Raw genomic sequence first — 23,740 nt, 5'->3', positions numbered from 1 at the left:
CTGATAAAATGTAGTATTTATATTCTATTCCATATATTTAAAACGATTGAAATGAATAACGAGAAAAGACGATAAGGATAGAGATAGGAGAGGGTCTCGATTATGCATTTGATAGGTAGATATAAAAAGATCATTGCAAATATATGTATTATGTTGATGCTGGTACAAACACCAGCTTTTGTAGCTTTTGCCGATGACTCCGTATTCATAACCCCGAATGCTGATATTGGTGGACAGACAGAGCCTGAAACAACACAGGAAACAACACCGGAAACAAAGCCGGAGACAACGCCGGAAACACAGCCGGAAATAACACCGGAGACGGAACCGGAAACAGAGCCGGAAACGACACCGGAGACTGAGCCGGAGGCAACCCAGGGGACAGAGCCGGAAATAACGCCGGAAACAGAGCTGGAAACAGAGCTGGAAACAACACCCCGGTTAGAATTGGAAGAAATGTTCCAGTTCGAACTGGAAACACTGGATATGCCGCAGATCACCATGAGTACTTCCGACTGGTCGCAACAAGTGGAAATGACCATAACAGGCGCTGTGCCGGAAGACGGAAGTATCCAATACCGGATCGATGAAGGAGATTGGCAGGAATATACCGCGCCGGTTTTCATGACGGAAGAAGGATTCCACACCGTATATACACGTATGAGCAGTAATGATGATGCTTACTCAGAAGAAGCATCGGCTGAATATAGACTGGATGCTACCGCTCCGGGAATAGATGCCACCAGTGCGGCGGATAATGATACTGTGGAGGTCACCGTATCTGTGACAGAGGAATATACTTCTGTTGCTCAGGTAAAGTATGCCCCGGGGAATCAGACGATAGATTATTTTTCAGAGCATGGAGATATTTATACGGGGGCTTTTGCCGCCACTGTGGGAGAAGAGTATACCATCTTTGCTGAAGACAGTGTCGGAAACGGGACTGTAACACACTATACGGTAAATACGGCGCCTGTGATTTCCGGCTTGGTCAAAACAGTAAATATTTATGAAGAGGCAGAACTGTCTGTTACATTTTCCGTATATGATGAAGGAACAGATGCCCAAAGTCTTATTGTCACCGTTGAGGCAGAGGACCAAACTTTATTTCCCGATCCATTTATGGTTGAGAATACAAATGGATCTTGCGTAGCAACCGCTACGCCTGGGTTAAATTTATCGGGGACCAGCCGGATAACGGTAACTGTGTCAGACGGCACGCTTAGCTCAAGTGAAGATGTTGACGTCACCGTAACAGATGTGAATGACGGGCCGGTGGCAGAAGATGATACCGTAGTTGTAGCGGAAAACTCATCTGAAGTGATCGACGTATTAAATAATGATACCGATGCGGAAAATGATCCTTTAACGATCATATCCGTCACTCAGCCTGGCCACGGCAGTTCTGTTATTACAGAGGATAAAAGTACTGTCACCTATACGCCAACTGTTGATTGGAATGGACAAGATACATTTACATATACCATAGAAGATTCCGCACATGAGACCTCGACGGCCACGGTTTCTATCACCGTGGAGCCGGTCAAGGATGGACCAACGATTTTCCTTAACGACAACGACTGGGCAAACAATATTTCGGTTACTATTTCCGGGGATGTACCACAAGATGGCAGCATCCAATATCGGATCGACGATGGGGCATGGGAAACCTATACCGATACCGTACAAATGACGGAAGAAGGTTCCCACACGGTATCGGCCCGGATCTTAAACAAGGAAGGGATTCCGACCAAAACTACTTCCACCGTTTATTACCTGGATCATTCGGCCCCAACCATCAGTACCACCTTTAGTTTGGACCCGGGAGATTTAACGGGAACGGTTCATGTGAGCACAAACGACCAATATACGCAGGTAGTAACGCAAAAATACGCAGTAGGCAATCAATCGGCAGAGTATTTTATCAGTGACGGATCAGATTTTACCGACTCATTTGCTGCCGAGAAAAATATCCAATATACAATTTATGCCGAGGACAGTTGCGGTAATGCTGCCATCGAACTTTTTACCCTGGGCACAAGACCGGAGATTTTAAATTTGCCGGACGAAATCTCCCTCGATGAGGATCATGTTTTATCCATCTTATTTGATATCAATGACAATGAAACGGACCCCCATGATCTTCGTGTGGAAGTTGTGGCAGAGGACACGGATTTGTTCCCCCACGCCGTTGAAATAACCAATACGAACGGCTCCTGCGTTGCCGAAACCATGCCGGGAGAAAATAAAAATGGCGCTACTGTTTTCACGGTTACCGTAAGCGATGGGGAATTAAGCGCTACAAAAACTGTGGATGTAAACGTAGTTGAGGAAAATGATCCTCCGGTAGCAGTTAACGACAGTAAAGAAACCGATGAAGATACGCCGGTGGTGATAGATGTTCTGGAAAATGATGCCGATGCGGATGGGGATGATCTTCTGATATTATCCGCTGCCGACCCGGATCATGGTACGGTGGCAATCTCTTCCGACCAAAAGACGGTTACCTATACCCCGGATGCAAATTGGTTTGGCGAAGAGGAATTTACCTATGAGATTGAGGACCCGGATCATGCCACGGTATGTGCAAGTGTATATATAAATGTAGCTTCGGTAAACGACGCACCCGTTGCCCAGGATGATGAAGAGACGACCACCAAGAATGTAGCGATAGAGATCGATGTTTTGCATAACGACAGCGATGTGGATCTGGATCCCCTGGTGATTGACAGCGTGTCAGATGTGTCCCATGGCACCGTGCAAATTGCCGAGGACAAAAAAACCCTGACCTATACGCCCACGGTCAATTGGTACGGTACGGAAAACTTCAGCTATACGATCATGGATGTTCCGGGCGGGGCTACCGCTACAGCCCAGGTTACTGTAGAGGTAAATTACTTTGACTATGATCCCCAGGTGATCGATCTGGAAGAAACATATGAAATGAATGAGGATACGGTCCGGGATATTGACTTTGCTTTATCCGACGACGTAACTGCCGATGAAAGTCTCACGGTTCAGGTTACCTCTTCAGACCAGTCGATTATTCGTAATGAAAAGATTACCGTCATCGGACTGAGCGACAATGATCCTGCCCTTCGATTGCACCTGGTGCCCGAGGCAAATAAAAATGGCCAGGCGACAATTACCATTAAGGTGTCGGATAGTTTTAATATTGGTACCTATCCCTTTATCCTGAACATCTTGCCGGTAAATGACGCCCCTGTTGCAGGGAATGATTCATTTAGCTTTACGGAAGATACTCCCATCACCTTTACGGTGGCCCAGCTTCTGTCAAATGACAGCGATGTGGAAAATGATCCCCTGCACTTTGCCGGGTTAATAACCAGTACGGCAAAAGGGACATTAGATTATAACGATTCTGCAGGGACATTTACCTATACGCCCAATGCTAATGTAGATACCAATGACTCTTTCACCTATCAGATTTCTGACGGTAGTACCGGCTGTTTAAATCCGGCCACTGTCACCCTGGCCTGCAGACCGGTCAACGATGCACCGTGGATGGATGATCTTTCTGATCAAACCACGCCCGAGGACAACGAAATCTCAGATATTCCCCTGCACCTGGGGGATTATGAAACAACCCCCAACCAATTAATACTGACACTGGCCAGTTCCAATCAGAGTATTGTCAGCGATGCAAATTTAAGTGCTACCGGAACAGGGACGGACCGTTTGCTTAGCATCATGCCGAATGCCAACGTTTTTGGCGATACCAGGATCAGTGTTACAGTCAGCGACGGTGAGTATTATACGACCAAGAGCTTTTTGCTTTCTGTTACATCGGTGCAGGATGCACCCGTTGCCACCGACGATGTGGCAACGACCAAAATCAATCAAACCATTCAAATTTCCGTTTTAACAAATGATTATGACGTAGACGGTGATTCCCTGACGCTTTTTTCCGTTACCCAACCGGCCAAAGGCAGTGCTTCCGTGAACGGAGACGGGACAGTTTCCTATACGGCGGACGGCACTTATGTCGGGGCAGCTACATTTACCTATACCATTCAGGATGGAAACGGCAATAGTGCTACCGGTAATGTACGGGTAACCTGTCAAAACGATATCCACGTGCCTATTTTAACAATGATCCCCCGTCAAATAATTGCCGAGGACAGTTCAACCGGTGATCTGGCGTTGCGTGTCATGGACTCCGGGGATTTATCCAGTGTCAGTCTCAGCGCATCATCCGGCAACCATGAAGTAATAGCAGATAATGGGGTATCCCTTCATAAAATTAATGATGCCAATTATACCGTTCAGGTGACACCATTGGACAATCAGTCCGGGTCCTCGACGATTACCATCACTGCGACAGATTCCCAGGGCAGCCAGTGCAGCATCAATTTTACTGTCACAGTCTATCCCGTGAATGATCTTCCTACGGCAGTAGACGATCTAATTTCCACAGAGGAAGACACCCCGGTTGAAATGAATCTGATGGCAAATGACAGCGATCCGGAGTCTTACGTGACGGTACTTTCTGTGGGGGAAGCGGAGCATGGATTATTAACCTATATCGGAGGCGGAAAGTACCAATATACACCTGATCCGGATTGGAACGGGACAGAAATGATTTCCTATGCCATTATGGATTCTTCCGCAGCACCTGCTTCGGCTCAAGTGACCATTGAGGTCACACCTGTCAACGATGCGCCTGTGGCAAGGGACGACGGGGTGTATCATCATGATTTCAGCCAGCCTGTGACCGTACCTGTTTTAGATAATGATTACGATATTGATTCCGGGGATATTTTAACGGTAATAAGCTGTAGCGCGGATTCCTACACCATTAACGAAGATGGCTCCATCACCTTTCCGGCCCAGCCGGGATTTCACGGCACGGTTTCATATACGTATACCATTGAAGATAGTGGCGGATTAACTGCCACAGCGACAATTATTCTTAGTTCCTATGGCGGGACAGGCTATTATTTGTCGTCTTATTCAAATACGATCATGGAAGACAGCGGAACCCTGGCGATTGATCTTTCCGGGTATATCTCGAATCTTACAGGCAATCCCTTGACATTGGGCGTTTCAACAGAAGAGGGCAAAAAGCCTACCCTGGGAACAACCAGTGTCAACGGCATGATTATTGAATACACACCGGGACGAAATAATAATGGAACGGAACGGTTTAAATATACAGTAACCGATGGCGACACCGTCAAAGAACAGGACATTGTCATTTACATCAGGCCTGTTAATGATGCTCCCACCCTCTCAAGTGTGGCCGACATCACGGTTGACGAAGATACCCCCATAGATGATGTGGACGTAACAGTTGATGATGTTGACAACGCTATTTCCGGCCTTGTTTTTGAGATCGGTTCCTCAGATCAGTCTGTGATTGCCCGGGAAGGAATCACAGTCCAAAAAGACGGGGAAACCTATACCCTGGAATTTGTCCAGGTTCCCAATGCCAATGGGGAAACCACGATCATGATGAAAGTCAGCGATGGCGTTGCTTATGCGGAGGAAACTTTTCAAATTTCCATCACTCCGGTCAACGATGTTCCGGTTGCCATAGAGTTAAATAAAACCTTAGATGAAGATACGGAAATCGTCATGAATCCTGCGGAGAATCAAATTGACCCGGATATTATCGATGAATGGACGGTAGCTATTGTGGCGCAGCCGGAACATGGCGCTGCGTCGGTGGATGAGAACGGCTTCTTGGTATACACCCCTGATCATAATTATTACGGGGAGGATTTATTTACCTACCAGGTTACCGACAGAGCAGGAGAATCCAGCACAAAGGCGGTGCATTTAACTGTAAACCCGGTCCACGATCCCACCGGCATTGAGAATTTGCCCGCATCGGTGACAACGGAAAAAAACACGAGTAAACCCATCACATTTGATATTCCCAACCCGGATCATGACCTGATTACGGTGACCCTCTCCTCAAAAAATACAAATTTAGTTGATAATAGCACGGGATTCTTGCTGGAGAAGAGTGGCACCCATTATACCCTTACCGTGACCCCAAAACCAAATACCAGCGGCAACAGTGTGATTGTGGTGACAGCCAATGACGGAACCGAAGACTATGTGGCCACCTTTGTTTTCATTGTTGATCCTACAAGCGGGTCGGTCCTGGCCTATGATGACAGCTATACGATTGATGAAGATACGGTAACCGTATTCCCTGTCACCGCTAATGACAGCGATCCGGATGGAGACTCGTTTCATGTGATCAGTTATACCAATCCCCAGCACGGAACTGTCACGAATAATATGGACGGCACCATAACCTATCGACCCAGTTCAAATTATCATGGGGCAGACAGTTTTACCTATACCATCTCCGACGTTTTTGGCAATACCATGCAGGCTACGGTTTCCATTACCATTAATCCGGTCAACGATGCCCCAAGAGCCGTTACCGATTATAAAACAACGGAAGAGGATACGCCGTTTACCCTGAATGTGCTGGCAAATGACAGCGATGTAGAGTCGGATCGCATTAGCTTGGTCGGAGTGGCACAGCCCGGTCACGGCACAGTCACATTCGACGCCGCCAGGGGAGAGGTTACCTATACCCCCGCATTGAATTACAATGGCCCGGACAGTTTCACCTATACCATTAGCGACGGTTTCTTGGAAAGCACCGGTACGGTAAGCATCACGGTGGGATCCTTCAACGATCCCCCTGCCGTTACGTCAAATAGCGGCTCTTGGATGTGGGAAATGAATGAGGATATAAGCGCAACCTTTGGCGTGGTGATTTCCGACCCTGAAACCTCAAGCGCAAATCTGCTCACAAAAATCACGTCCACAAATAAGGAGCTAATTGCGGACAAAAATATCAAGCTTACCGGAACAAACGGGAACTACACTATCCAGCTTACCCCGTCGTTAAATGCCAATGGGAGTTTGCAGCTTACCATTACCATCAATGACGGCGTTAACACTACCACCCAGGCGGTGGATGTGATCGTTCACCCCGTTAATGATCTTCCTGTGACACAAGATTATCATGTCACTATGGATGAGGACGATACCTACAGCGGGCAATTAACCGCCACGGATGTGGAGGATAAGATGGCGGATATGACGTTGACCTTTTCCTTAATAGAAGGTTTTACGACAGAACATGGCACAGTGGATGTAAATGCTGATGGGTCATGGTCCTACGAACCGCTGGAGGATTATTTCGGCAGCGACAGTTTCCGCTTTGTCGTCATGGATCGTGATGGAGGGACGGATGAAGGGACCGTATCTATTACCATCAATGCTGTCAATGACGCACCGGTGGCAAATCCGGACACAAGTACATGTGATGAAGACGGATCTGTCCTGATCGATCCCTTGGCAAATGATACCGATGCAGAATTGGGGGATGAAGCGGATGATTTATTAATTGACGGCGTGTCCGGTTTGACCCATGGACGGGTAAGCATTGCGGATGATAAAAAATCCCTGACCTATACGCCGGACCCAAACTTTAACGGATCGGAAACGTTTAACTATACGATCAAGGATAAAGGCAATCTGACCGCTACGTCCCCAATTACCGTTACGGTCAATGCCGTGGAGGATTTACCCCAGGCGGTAAATGATGCTTTGTCCGGGGACGAGGATACCACCGCCACCCTTGATGTGCTGGAAAATGATGGGGATCCGGACATTCAATACGGAGGAGATGCTCTTACTATTATCAATAAAACGGACGGGTCCTTCGGTACTGTTGAAATCACGCCGGACGGCAAATATTTGGAATATACTCCGGATACAGAAAACTGGAACGGCAGCGACACATTTACCTATACCATCAGAGACCATGAGAATAATGAATCGACAGCAACCGTCACCATGACGGTCCGGCCGGTTAATGATGCGCCAGTAGCCAAGGACGATAGTGCCGGTACAGATGAAGATACTCCTGTGACTAAGGATCTCATAGCAAACGACGAGGATGTGGATCTCAGCCGTGAAGGGGATAGTCTCACCATTGTATCGCCTGTAACGGCAACGAACGGCATCGTAACCATCTCAGAAGATAAAAAATTGATTACTTATACGCCAAATGCCGACTGGCATGGGACAGATACATTTACTTATATCATGCGGGACGATGCCAATGCCCGGTCAACGGCCACGGTAACCATAACGGTAAATGCGGTAGACGATAATCCGGTGGCGGTAGCAGACACAGCCGGCTGCAATGAGGATTCCAATGTCAATATAAATGTGCTTGCCAACGACAGGGATGCCGACATTGCAACGGACAGTGATGAAATAAACGTCACCGCTGTAACACAGGGAGAGCATGGCAGCGTAGCCATAGCGGAGGACAACAAGAGTGTCACCTATACGCCGGCGGCAAACTACCATGGAACGGATACCTTTAACTATACCATAACGGATGAAAATAATCATAGTGCGACAGCAACTGTGACAGTAACCGTGGCGTCTGTAAACGACCCGCCCACGGCGGTAGACGACGCCGCGTCTACAAACGAAGACACAGCCAAAAATATAATGGTACTGGCCAATGATACAGATATTGACTTATCAACCGGGGGAGATAATCTGACCATTGTCTCGGCCACAAACGGGACCTACGGTACGGTATCGCTGGCGGGGGATAAGAAATCCCTGACCTATACGCCAAGTACCAACTGGCATGGAACAGATACATTTACCTATATCATGCGGGACGGTGCCAATGCCCGGTCAACGGCTACAGTAACCATAACGGTAAATGCGGTAGACGATAATCCGGTGGCGGTAGCAGACACAGCCGGCTGCAATGAGGATTCCAATGTCAATATAAATGTGCTTGCCAACGACAGCGATGGCGATATTCCCATTGATGACGATGAAATAAACGTCACCGCTGTAACACAGGGAGAGCATGGCAGCGTAGCCATAGCGGAGGACAACAAGAGTGTCACCTATACGCCGGCGGCAAACTACCATGGAACGGATACTTTTAGCTATACCGTAACGGATGAAAATAATCATAGTGCGACAGCAACTGTGACAGTAACCGTGGCGTCTGTAAACGACCCGCCCACGGCGGTAGACGACGCCGCTTCTACGAACGAAGACACGGCCAAAAATATTACGGTACTGGCCAATGATACAGATATTGACTTATCAACCGGTGGGGATAATCTGACCATTGTTTCGGCCACAAACGGGACCTACGGTACGGTATCGCTGGCGGGGGATAAGAAATCCCTGACCTATACGCCAAATGCCGACTGGCATGGGACAGATACATTTACCTACATCATGCGGGACGGTGCCAATGCCCAGTCAACGGCTACGGTAACCATAACGGTAAATGCGGTAGACGACGATCCGGTGGCGGTAGCAGACACCGGCAGCTGTGATGAGGATACCTTTGTAAATATTAACGTCCTGGACAACGACACTGATGGCGACATTTCCATTGATGCCGATGAAATAATTATTGCATCTGTAACACAAGGTGCTCATGGTGCAGTGAAAATAGAAGCCGGTGCAAAGAGCTTAACCTATACCCCTGATCCTGACTGGAATGGAACAGAAACCTTCCATTATACGAGTCGCGACAAAAACGGCCATACAGCCACTGGCACAGTAACAGTGACGGTTCGTCCTGTACCTGATCCGCCGACCGCGGTAAATGATACAGCTGTTACGGATGAAGATGAAGCGAAAACCATTGATGTGCTGGCAAATGATACAGATCCTGACTTGCCCCTTCATGATAATCTGACGATTTACGAAGCAACAGACGGAGCAAACGGGCGTGTAAGTATTTCCGGCGATAAAAAGATATTAACCTACACGCCGGATGCCAACTGGAATGGAGACGACTCCTTCACCTATACGATGGAGGATATTACAGGCACTCGGAAAACGGCAACTGTCACTGTCACGGTAAATATCGTAAATGATGAACCGGTTGCCCATGACGATAGTGCGAGTACAGACGAAGATACCCCGGTAACATTTGATGTGGCCGGCAATGATACGGACATAGATTTTGACTTTGAGGGGGATGACCTTACCGTAGTATCTCCTGTTACCGCACCCCACGGCACAGTGGTGGTATCGGCAGACGGCAAGTCCTTAACCTATATGCCGAACCTGAATTGGAACGGGGAAGATACATTTAATTATACTATTCAGGATGAAAATGGAGGGACAGCCACCGGCACAGCAACAGTGACGGTTCGTCCTGTACCTGATCCGCCGACCGCAGTAAATGATACAGCCGTTACTGATGAAGATGAAGCAAAAATCATTGATGTGCTGGCGAATGATACAGATCCCGATTTGCCCCTTCATGATAATTTGAAGATTTACGAAGCAACAAACGGAGCAAACGGGCGTGTAAGTATTTCCGGTGATAAAAAGACATTAACCTATACGCCGGATGCCAACTGGAATGGAGACGACTCCTTCACCTATACGATGGAGGATATTACAGGCACTCGGAAAACGGCAACTGTCACTGTCACGGTAAATATCGTAAATGATGAACCGGTTGCCCATGACGATAGTGCGAGTACAGACGAAGATACCCCGGTAACATTTGATGTGGCCGGCAATGATACGGACATAGATTTTGACTTTGAGGGGGATGACCTTACCGTAGTATCTCCTGTTACCGCACCCCACGGCACAGTGGTGGTATCGGCAGACGGCAAGTCCTTAACCTATATGCCGAACCTGAATTGGAACGGGGAAGATACATTTAATTATACTATTCAGGATGAAAATGGAGGGACAGCCACCGGCACAGCAACAGTGACGGTTCGTCCTGTACCTGATCCGCCGACCGCAGTAAATGATACAGCCGTTACTGATGAAGATGAAGCAAAAATCATTGATGTGCTGGCGAATGATACAGATCCCGATTTGCCTTTGCACGATGATTTAACCATTTATGCGGCGACAAATGGCGTAAATGGCACTGTAAGCATCTCTCATGATAAAAAGGACCTGACTTATACGCCGAATGCCAACTGGAACGGCATCGATTCTTTTACGTATACTCTGACGGACACAACGAATAAAAAATCCACGGCAACCGTGATTGTGGCAGTAAATGCCACAAATGATACAGTTGTGGCGGTTGACGATACTGTAGTTATAAACGAAGATGTTACCACAATTATTGATGTTTTATCTAATGATACAGATATTGACAATGATCTTGAGGGAGATGTGTTTACGGTTGTTTCGGTAACTGTTCCTTCGCATGGCACTGCTCAAATCGTAGCAGAAGGAAAACTTGTAAGGTATAAACCGAATGCGAATTGGAACGGGATTGATACATTTTTATATACTGCGAAAGATAAAAATGGGGAATTATCAACAGCCACTGTTACCGTCACAGTAAACCCGGTAAATGATGCCCCGGTAGCCTTGGCGGACACAGCAACAACCAACGAAGATACAGCGGTAACCATAGATGTCCTGGCAAACGACACGGACAATGATGCCGGAGATACCAAAACGATAATCGAACCATTAACCGCACCTCATGGCACCGTGGCTGTAGATAGCGGCAGGCTCGTCTATACGCCGGATGCCAACTGGAATGGAACCGAAACTTTTACCTATACCATGGAAGACAGTGCTCATGTGAAGGCAACAGCAGAGGTCACCGTTACGGTCACCCCGGTGAATGACGGGCCGACTGCGGTGGATGATGTGGCAGGCACGAACGAAGAAACGGCGGTAACCGTCCATGTGCTGGCCAATGATACCGATGTAGATCTCGGCCGTGAAGGAGATAATCTCACTATCGTTTCCGCAGAAAACGGGGCAAACGGAACAGTAACAGTAGCAGGAGATAAGAAATCCCTAACCTATACGCCTGATACCGACTTCGTGGGTACAGACAGCTTCACTTACATCATGAAAGATAAAGGAAATTTAGAATCGACAGCTACCGTTACCATAACAGTAACAGATGCCAACGATGCACCCAATGCTGTGGATGACACGGCAACAACCAACGAAGATACAGGAGTAACAATAGATGTTCTGGCAAACGACACGGACAATGATACGGGAGATACGAAGACAATCATCGAACCATTAACCGCACCCCATGGCACAGTGGTTGTAGATAACGGCAGGATAGTCTATACGCCGGATGCTGACTGGAACGGGACGGAAACTTTCACGTATACCATGGAAGACAGTGCCCATGTGAAGGCAACAGCAGAGGTCACTGTCACGGTCAACCCGGTAAATGACGGGCCGACTGCGGTGGATGATGTGGCAGGCACGAACGAAGAAACAGCGGTAACCGTTCATGTGCTGTCCAATGATACCGACGTAGACTTAAGCCGTGAAGGAGATAACCTTATCATTGTTTCCGCAGAAAACGGGACAAACGGAACAGTAACAGTAGCAGGAGATAAAAAATCCCTAACCTATACGCCTGACACCGACTTCACCGACACAGACAACTTTACTTACGTCATGAAAGATAAAGGGAACTTAGAATCGACAGCCACCGTTACTGTAACGGTAACGGATGCAAATGATGCCCCGGTAGCCTTAGCTGATACGGCAACAACCAACGAAGACACCGAAGTAACCATAGATGTCCTGGCAAATGATACCGACAACGATGCCGGAGATACAAAGACAATAATTCAACCATTGACCGCACCTCACGGCGCAGTGGTTGTAGATAACGGCAGGATAGTCTATACGCCGGATGCTGACTGGAACGGGACGGAAACTTTCACGTATACCATGGAAGACAGTGCCCATGTGAAGGCAACAGCAGAGGTCACTGTCACGGTCAACCCGGTAAATGACGGGCCGACTGCGGTGGATGATGTGGCAGGCACGAACGAAGAAACAGCCGTAACCGTTCATGTGCTGTCCAATGATACCGACGTAGACTTAAGCCGTGAAGGAGATAATCTCACAATCGTTTCCGCAGGAAACGGAGACAACGGAAGTGTTACGGTAGCAGGAGATAAAAAATCTTTAACCTATACGCCTGATACTGACTTCATCGGCACAGACAGCTTTACTTACATCATGAAAGATAAAGGGAACTTAGAATCGACAGCCACCGTTACTGTAACGGTAACGGATGCCAACGATGCGCCCAATGCTGTGGCAGATACAGCAACAACCAACGAAGATACAGCGGTAACCATCGATGTTCTGGCCAATGACACGGACAATGATGTCGGAGATACCAAAACGATCATCGAACCATTAACCGCGCCTCATGGCACAGTGGCTGTAGATAACGGCAGGCTTGTTTATACGCCAGATGCCAACTGGAACGGGACGGAAACTTTCACGTATACCATGGAAGACAGTGCTCATGCGAAGGCAACAGCAGAGGTCACTGTCACGGTCACCCCGGTGAATGACGGGCCGACTGCGGTGGATGATGTGGCAGGCACGAACGAAGAAACAGCCGTAACCGTTCATGTGCTGGCCAATGATACCGACGTAGACTTAAGCCGTGAAGGAGATAATCTCACAATCGTTTCCGCAGGAAACGGAGACAACGGAAGTGTTACGGTAGCAGGAGATAAAAAATCTTTAACCTATACGCCTGATACTGACTTCATCGGCACAGACAGCTTTACTTACATCATGAAAGATAAAGGAAACTTAGAATCGACAGCCACCGTTACGGTAACGGTAACAGATGCCAATGATGCCCCGGTAGCCTTAGCCGACACGGCAACAACCAACGAAGACACGGCGGTAACCATAGATGTCTTGGCCAATGATACGGACAATGATACGGGAGATACGAAGACAATCATCGAACCATTAACCGCACCTCATGGCACAGTAGTAGTTTCGAATGGGAGACTTGTCTATACGCCGGATGCCAACTGGAACGGGACGGAAACTTTCACGTATACCATGGAAGACAGTGCTCATGCGAAGGCAACAGCCAGTGTCACGGTAACAGTGAATGCGGTGAATGATGTACCTAATGCTATAGACGATGTGGCAAGCACCAACGAAGAAACGGCGATAACCATTCATGTGCTGGCCAATGATACTGACGTAGATCTCGGCCGTGAAGGAGACAATCTCACCATTGTTTCCGCAGAAAACGGGACAAACGGAACAGTAACAGTAGCAGGAGATAAGAAATCCCTAACCTATACGCCTGATATCGACTTCACCGGCACAGACAACTTTACTTACGTCATGAAAGATAAAGGGAACTTAGAATCGACAGCCACCGTTACTGTAACGGTAACGGATGCCAACGATGCGCCCAATGCTGTGGATGATACGGCAACAACCAACGAAGATACGGAAGTAACAATAGATGTCCTGGCAAATGATACCGACAACGATGCCGGAGATACCAAAACCATTATTGAGCCGCTGACCGCACCTCATGGCACAGTAGTAGTTTCGAATGGGAGACTTGTCTATACGCCGGATGCCGACTGGAATGGAACCGAGACTTTCACGTATACAATGGAAGATAGTGCCCATATGAAGGCAACGGCAGAGGTCACTGTCACGGTCAATCCGGTAAATGACGGGCCGACTGCAGTAGACGATGTGGCAGGCACCAACGAAGAAACGGCGGTAACCGTCCATGTGTTGGCCAATGATACCGATGTAGATCTCGGCCGTGAAGGAGATAATTTTACTATCGTTTCCGCAGGAAACGGAGACAACGGAAGTGTTACGGTAGCAGGAGATAAAAAATCTTTAACCTATACGCCTGATATTGACTTCGTCGGTACAGACAACTTTACTTACGTCATGAAAGATAAAGGGAACTTAGAATCGACAGCCACCGTTACTGTAACGGTAACGGATGCCAACGATGCGCCCAATGCTGTGGATGATACGGCAACAACCAACGAAGATACGGAAGTAACAATAGATGTCCTGGCAAATGATACCGACAACGATGCCGGAGATACCAAAACCATTATTGAGCCGCTGACCGCACCTCATGGCACAGTAGTAGTTTCGAATGGGAGACTTGTCTATACGCCGGATGCCGACTGGAATGGAACCGAGACTTTCACGTATACAATGGAAGATAGTGCCCATATGAAGGCAACGGCAGAGGTCACTGTCACGGTCAATCCGGTAAATGACGGGCCGACTGCAGTAGACGATGTGGCAAGCACGAACGAAGAAACGGCGGTAACCGTCCATGTGTTGGCCAATGATACCGATGTAGATCTCGGCCGTGAAGGAGATAATTTTACTATCGTTTCCGCAGGAAACGGAGACAACGGAAGTGTTACGGTAGCAGGAGATAAAAAATCTTTAACCTATACGCCTGATATTGACTTCGTCGGTACAGACAGCTTCACTTACATCATGAAAGATAAAGGGAACTTAGAATCGACAGCCACCGTAACCATAACGGTAACGGATGCCAACGATGCGCCCAATGCTGTGGATGATACGGCAACAACCAACGAAGATACGGAAGTAACAATAGATGTCCTGGCAAATGATACCGACAACGATGCCGGAGATACCAAAACCATTATTGAGCCGCTGACCGCACCTCATGGCACAGTGGTAGTGTCAAATGGCAGACTCGTCTATATGCCGGATGCTGACTGGAACGGGACGGAAACCTTCACCTATACCATGGAAGACAGTGCCCATGTGAAAGCAACAGCCAGTGTTACAGTAACAGTGAATGCGGTGAATGATGCACCTAATGCTATAGACGATGCTACAAGCACGAACGAAGAAACAGCCGTAACCGTTCATGTGCTGGCCAATGATACCGACGTAGACTTAAGCCGTGAAGGAGATAATCTCACAATCGTTTCCGCAGAAAACGGGACAAACGGAACAGTAACAGTAGCGGGAGACAAAAAATCCCTAACCTATACGCCTGACACCGACTTCACCGGCACAGACAACTTTACTTACGTCATGAAAGATAAAGGGAACTTAGAATCGACAGCCACCGTTACCATAACGGTAACGGATGCCAATGATGCACCCAATGCTGTGGCAGATACAGCAACAACCAACGAAGACACGGAAGTAACAATAGATGTTCTGACAAATGACACGGACAATGATACGGGAGATACCAAAACCATTATTGAGCCGCTGACCGCACCTCATGGCACAGTGGTAGTCTCAAATGGCAGACTCGTCTATACGCCGGATGCTGACTGGAACGGGACGGAAACTTTCACCTATACCATGGAAGATAGTGCCCACGTGAAGGCAACGGCAGAGGTCACTGTCACGGTCACCCCGGTGAATGACGGGCCGACTGCGGTGGATGATGTGGCAGGCACCAACGAAGAAACGGCGATAACCATTCATGTGCTGGCCAATGATACCGACGTAGACTTAAGCCGTGAAGGAGATAATCTCACAATCGTTTCCGCAGAAAACGGGACAAACGGAACAGTAACAGTAGCGGGAGACAAAAAATCCCTAACCTATACGCCTGACACCGACTTCACCGGCACAGACAACTTTACTTACGTCATGAAAGATAAAGGGAACTTAGAATCGACAGCCACCGTTACTGTAACGGTAACGGATGCCAACGATGCGCCCAATGCTGTGGATGATACGGCAACAACCAACGAAGATACGGAAGTAACAATAGATGTCCTGGCAAATGATACCGACAACGATGCCGGAGATACCAAAACCATTATTGAGCCGCTGACCGCACCTCATGGCACAGTAGTAGTTTCGAATGGGAGACTTGTCTATACGCCGGATGCCGACTGGAATGGAACCGAGACTTTCACGTATACAATGGAAGATAGTGCCCATATGAAGGCAACGGCAGAGGTCACTGTCACGGTCAATCCGGTAAATGACGGGCCGACTGCAGTAGACGATGTGGCAGGCACCAACGAAGAAACGGCGGTAACCGTCCATGTGTTGGCCAATGATACCGATGTAGATCTCGGCCGTGAAGGAGATAATTTTACTATCGTTTCCGCAGGAAACGGAGACAACGGAAGTGTTACGGTAGCAGGAGATAAAAAATCTTTAACCTATACGCCTGATATTGACTTCGTCGGTACAGACAGCTTCACTTACATCATGAAAGATAAAGGAAACTTAGAATCGACAGCTACCGTTACCATAACAGTAACAGATGCCAACGATGCGCCCAATGCTGTGGATGATACGGCAACAACCAACGAAGATACAGTGGTAACCATAGATGCCCTGGCAAACGACACGGACAATGATGCCGGAGATACCAAGACGATCATCGAACCATTAACCGCGCCTCATGGTACAGTAGTAGTGTCAAATGGCAGACTCGTTTATACGCCGGATGCTGACTGGAACGGGACGGAAACCTTTACGTATACCATAGAAGACAGTGCCCATGTGAAGGCAACGGCAGAGGTCACCGTCACGGTTGCCCCGGTAAATGACGGGCCGACTGCGGTGGATGATGTGGCAGGCACCAACGAAGAAACGGCGGTAACCATCCATGTGCTGTCCAATGATACCGACGTAGATCTCAGCCGTGAAGGAGATAATCTTATTATCGTTTCCGCAGGAAACGGAGCAAATGGGGCAGTAACGGTAGCAGGAGATAAGAAATCCCTAACCTATACGCCTGATACTGACTTCATCGGCACAGACAGCTTTACTTACATCATGAAAGATAAAGGAAACTTAGAATCGACAGCCACCGTTACCATAACAGTAACGGATGCCAACGATGCACCCAATGCTGTGGCAGACACAACAACAACCAACGAAGATACAGTGGTAACCATAGATGCCCTGGCAAACGACACGGACAATGATGCCGGAGATACCAAGACGATCATCGAACCATTAACCGCGCCTCATGGCACAGTAGTAGTTTCGAATGGGAGACTTGTCTATACGCCGGATGCCAACTGGAACGGGACGGAAACTTTCACGTATACCATGGAAGACAGTGCTCATGCGAAGGCAACAGCCAGTGTCACGGTAACAGTGAATGCGGTGAATGATGTACCTAATGCTATAGACGATGTGGCAAGCACCAACGAAGAAACGGCGATAACCATTCATGTGCTGGCCAATGATACTGACGTAGATCTCGGCCGTGAAGGAGACAATCTCACCATTGTTTCCGCAGAAAACGGAGCAAATGGGGCAGTCACAGTAGCAGGAGATAAGAAATCCCTAACCTATACGCCTGATACCGACTTCATCGGCACAGACAGCTTTACTTACGTCATGAAAGATAAAGGAAATTTAGAATCGACAGCCACCGTTACCGTAACAGTAAACCCAGTAAATGATGCCCCGATAGCTATGGCAGACACAGCAACAACCAACGAAGATACTGCGGTAACCATAGATGTCCTGGCAAATGATACGGACAACGATGCCGAAGATACTAAAACCATTATTGAACCGCTGACTGCACCCCATGGGACAGTGGCCGTAAATAACGGCAGGCTCGTCTATACGCCGGATGCTGACTGGAATGGGACCGAGACTTTTGTATATACAATGGAGGATAGTGCCGGTTCGCAATCGACAGCCACGGTCACAGTAATAGTAAATGCAGTAAATGATAGTCCGGTTGCTGTGGAAGATATTGTGAGCACAAATGAAGAAACGACAGTAACTATTGATGTTCTCACGAATGATACTGATGTAGAACTAAGTCATGAAGGTGACAACTTAACCATCCTATCCGCACAAAACGGCACAAATGGAAACGTTAAAGTTGCGGAAGATAAGAAGTCGGTTACATATACTCCAAATGAAAACTATAGTGGAATCGATACCTTTACTTACTCGATTAAGGATAGTATAGGTGCCCAGGCCACAGCCACCGTTACAGTCACAGTAACAGGAGTAAATGATGGACCGGCTGCGTTAGAAGACTCCGCAAGCACCGATGAAGAAAGGCCGGTAACCATAGACGTTCTGGCAAACGACATCGACATCGACCTGAATTATGAAGGAGACAACCTGACCATTGTAAGCGCAGGGAATGGAGCCAACGGAACGGTCACGGTAGCGGATGATGAGAAGTCTGTCACGTATACGCCGAAAAGCAACTTTGTGGGCACGGACAGCTTCACATATACCATGAAAGATAAAGGAGACATGATGTCGACAGCCACAGTCACGGTAACAGTAACAAATGTCAATGATGCCCCGGTGGCCTTAGCCGACATGGCAGTAACCAACGAAGACACAGCGGTGACCATCGATGTGCTGGCCAATGATACGGATATCGATGACGGGGACAGCAAGACCCTCATCGGGCCGGTGACTGCGGACCATGGCACAGTGGAGATAGAGGGAGGGAAATTGGTCTATACGCCAAACGCGGACTGGAACGGGACGGAAACTTTTAGCTATAGCATGAAAGACAGCGGGGATGCCCAAGCCACGGCCAACGTCACCGTCACGGTCATCCCGGTGAATGACGGGCCGACTGCAGTGGATGATGTTACAAGCACCAACGAAGAAAAGGCGGTAACCGTCCATGTGCTGGCCAATGATACCGACGTAGATCTCAGCCGTGAAGGAGACAACCTAACCATTGTAAGCGCAGGGAATGGAGCCAACGGAACGGTCACGGTAGCGGATGATGAGAAGTCTGTCACGTATACGCCGAAAAGCAACTTTGTGGGCATGGACAGCTTCACATACACCATGAAAGATAAAGGGGACATGACGTCGACTGCCACGGTCACGGTAACAGTAACAAATGTCAATGATACCCCGGTAGCCTTAGCCGACACGGCAGTAACCAACGAAGACACAGCGGTGACCATCGATGTGCTGGCCAATGACACGGACAACGATGCCGTAGATACCAAAACGATCATCGAACCATTAACCGCACCTCATGGCACAGTGGCTGTAGATAACGGTAGGCTCGTCTATACGCCGGATGCCAACTGGAACGGGGCGGAAACTTTCACGTATACCATGGAAGACAGTGCCCATGTGAAGGCCACGGCCAACGTCACCGTCACGGTCAACCCGGTGAATGACGGACCGGCTGCGGTGGGAGATTCCGCAAGCACCGATGAAGAAAGGTCAGTAACCATAGATGTTTTGGCAAACGACACCGACATCGACCTGAATTATGAAGGAGACAACCTAACCATTGTAAGCGCAGGGAATGGAGCCAACGGAACGGTCACGGTAGCGGATGATGAGAAGTCTGTCACGTATACGCCGAAAAGCAACTTTGTGGGCACGGACAGCTTCACATACACCATGAAAGATAAAGGGGACATGACGTCGACTGCCACGGTCACGGTAACAGTAACAAATGTCAATGATACCCCGGTAGCCTTAGCCGACACAGCGAGTACCAACGAAGAAACGGCGGTGACCATCGATGTGTTGGCCAATGATACGGATATTGATGATGGGGACAGCAAGACTATTATTGAGCCGGTGACTGCCCAACATGGCATGGCAGCGGTTTCCGGAGGAAAATTAGTCTATACGCCAAATGCGGACTGGAACGGGACGGAAACCTTTAGCTATACCATGAAAGACAGCGGGAATGCCCAGGCCACGGCTACCGTCACAGTCACGGTTCAGCCGGTAAATGACCTGCCTGTTACTGCAGACTATAGTTATATCATTACTTCCGGGTCAACCGTAAAAGGGCAAATTGTTGCCACCGATGTTGATGGAGATACGCTTAATTTTGAACTACAGACTGCACCTGGTGCGATAAATGGGAACTTTATCATAAACAGTACAGGTGCTTGGACCTTTAATTCCCTGGCGAAATATGTGGGAAATCAATCTATCGCAATAAGGGTTTCAGATGGACATGGAGGCACAGTAACCGCCACCTTAAGTTTTGATATTCGTGCATTGGCGATAACGAAAGAATACATTGAAACAACGGTAAAAAATTCGTCTATTGATTCAAGTGTCGATGTGGAAAATGGAGCCACTTGTGTTATTGGTGTACATCCCCAGCATGGACAAGTAGATTTAGCAGCTAACGGCACCTATAAATATACGCCTAATCCAAATTATGTCGGTACGGATCAATTCACCGTTTTGGTAACAGGCAGTGATGGGAGACAGGTCTTGCAACTGGTGCGAGTTGTGATCAATGACAAAGATTTAACGCTGGAAGGGACAGTATATGATGTGGAAACACATAACGTGGTTAGTGGTGCAGAAGTATCCCTTCTTGACCTGGCAGGAAAGACCATACAAAGAACGACCACGGATGGTGCCGGCAAATATAAATTTGAGGCGATCGTGGAAAATTATTATCATATCGTTGTTACCCATCCCCACTACAGTGAAAACAGGCATGTTGCTGAAATTACTTTTGATCGGGCTCCCCAGGGAAGCATCATAGAAGATTTTTACCTGGCGTCATTCAATATCCAGTTAAGTGCCAACCCAACTACGATAAAAGGAGACGGGATAGAATCTACATTATTGACCGCGATAGTGACGAATAGAGACGGGCAGCCCATCAGTAATGTAACGGTAACCTTCGAAGCACCTATGGGTACTTTTTCCGGGAATGCTACATCCGTTACGGGCAATAATGGCGCGGCAGAGATCAGATATACCTCTGCGGATATTTCTGCCATCAACAGCACCGTAATTGTACCTGTAACAATAACGGTGAGAGATGAGGAGAGAGGGCTATTTGCCCAAGAAAGCATCTTTGTTACCTTTGCTCCGGGCTTTATAACCGGTGTGGTCACGGAGAGTGGTACCGGAGGTTCGTCTGTCGACCAACGCAAACCTGTTGCAGGGGCAAAAGTGGTCGTATACAAGGATTTTGATGATGACGGAATTACTGATTTCTCCTTTACCCAGATCACAGGAGCAGATGGGACATATCGGATTGCTGTACCGAAGGCGGGCATTGAATATGAAATTATGATTACCAAGCCTGTTACGGTAGGCGGAGAAACCAGTGAGATGGAATATGTTCAGACAGCAAGAGTGGATGAGGTAGACGGAAAAGCATTTTCTTCAGATCTTACGGCGACCGGTCTGATTATTGCCAAAGACCAGGAAGGTAAGGAACATATCGTTGAAGATGTTTCAAAACTTAAATTTGAAGTACTGGACCAGGCAACCAGAGAGGTAGTGAATGATATTGATAAAGGAATGGAATCGGATAGAGGGATTTTCCGCGTGGAAAACCTGCAACCAAACAAAAAATATATGTTTGTCGTTACTTATGAGGTTGATGGGGTAGAGCTCTGTGGCGGCGAAATAGAAGTAGAATTAAAAGATGATGGTGAAATCAATATCAGTCAAATATTGATCGACCCGTATGGGGTCGTTAAAGATGATAAAACAGGCGCGGTTATTCCGGGTGCTGAGGTCATACTGCATTATGCCGATTCAGAGCGCAACAAGGCAAAAGGACATGATTCCGGGGAAAAGGTATTGCTTCCGTCACTGGATTTTCCGCCCAATGATAATGCCAACCCTCAGAATACGGATGTGAACGGTGACTATGCCTTTATGGTGTTCCCTGAAACAGACTATTATATTACGGCGACTAAAGAGGGCTATCTTTCTTATACCAGTCCCACCATCTCAGTGGAGTATTCACTAGTTAAACACAATATTTTTATGACGAAGATCCCATCTGAGGATGATCCTGGTTCTGGAGGGTCGGGAGGATCAGGAGGATCAGGTGGAGGAACGGAAGAAACAAATGAGGCCTCCGGCAATGAGTTGAAAGACCTGGGCGTAACAATATATACAAATAAAATGAAAGTAAGTGAAGGAGGCCAGGTTCAATTAACGATTCCCTTTATCAATAAGTCGGAGATTGAGGTTAACAATGCCCTTATTACGGTGTTCATACCTGAAGGGTTAAGCTTTGTAAGCAGTGAAGGAGGAATAAAAGAAGGGAATACCGTCAAATGGAACAAAGAGGGTATTCAACCGGGAAGCAAAGAGTATCTCATATTAAATTTGAAGGCCGACACCATTGATCAGGGAGAGGTTTTCAAAGAAATCCTTGTTGCGGTAACGAGTGAAGATCAATTATCTTTGTTGGAGGATGACACTTCAAAAATTCAGATTATGGTTTATTCAAACCGCTATCTAAAAATTCATCACCGCTATATTAAAGGCACACCGGCAGGTGAATTTAAACCGGAGAATAACCTTACCCGGGCTGAAACCGCAGCAATATTTGCCCGACTGTTAAATCTTGAGGGTACCGTGACAGACAAGACGGAGACTTATTCCGATGTACCGGGCTCCCATTGGGCCCATGAATATATTATGGCAGTTACGCAAAAGGGACTGATGAAGGGAGAGGGAAATGGGACCTTTGCTCCCAATCAGGCGATATCCCGGGCTGAACTGGCTGTTATCATTGCCAGATACTTTGGGGTTGAACGCGATAGCAATATTCCGCCTATTGAGGTACATTTTAGCGACATTGACCAAAACTGGGCCAAAGGATCTATTGAAGAGGTGTACCGGTATGGTATTATTCAGGGCTATCCGGATGGTACTTTAAAGCCAAATAGCAGTATCACCAGAACAGAAGCCGTTACTTGTATTAATAGGATGCTTTACCGAGGTCCTATAGGAGAAGGAAGAGATGTATTCCCTGATGTGAAACGGACCTATTGGGGTGCGGGAAATATCGAGGAAGCATATCATTCTCATCAATATATCATCAATGAGGATGGGACAGAAAAAGTAGAGCAATACATTGAAGAGCCGTTATGGTAAGAGAGCGTTATTTTTAAGGAGATGATCAATTTAGCCCATA

General features: G+C 47.6%; 1 protein-coding gene. It reads left to right on the top strand.

Annotation, left to right across the window (positions count from 1 at the left end; all coding sequences use genetic code 11):
• The first annotated feature begins 102 nt into the window (after positions 1–102).
• Positions 103–23,700 (top strand): Ig-like domain-containing protein, encoded by a 23,598-nt coding sequence (locus tag DCMF_RS16450; RefSeq protein ID WP_214658668.1) that lies wholly within the window; start codon positions 103–105, stop codon positions 23,698–23,700.
• The last annotated feature ends 40 nt before the right edge of the window (positions 23,701–23,740 follow it).

Source organism: Candidatus Formimonas warabiya, from assembly GCF_002777255.1.
In the GTDB taxonomy this organism is placed as follows: Bacteria; Bacillota; Dehalobacteriia; order Dehalobacteriales; family Dehalobacteriaceae; genus Formimonas; species Formimonas warabiya.
Note: the sequence above shows the minus strand (reverse complement) of the source record. Positions and strands in the feature narration are given on the sequence as shown.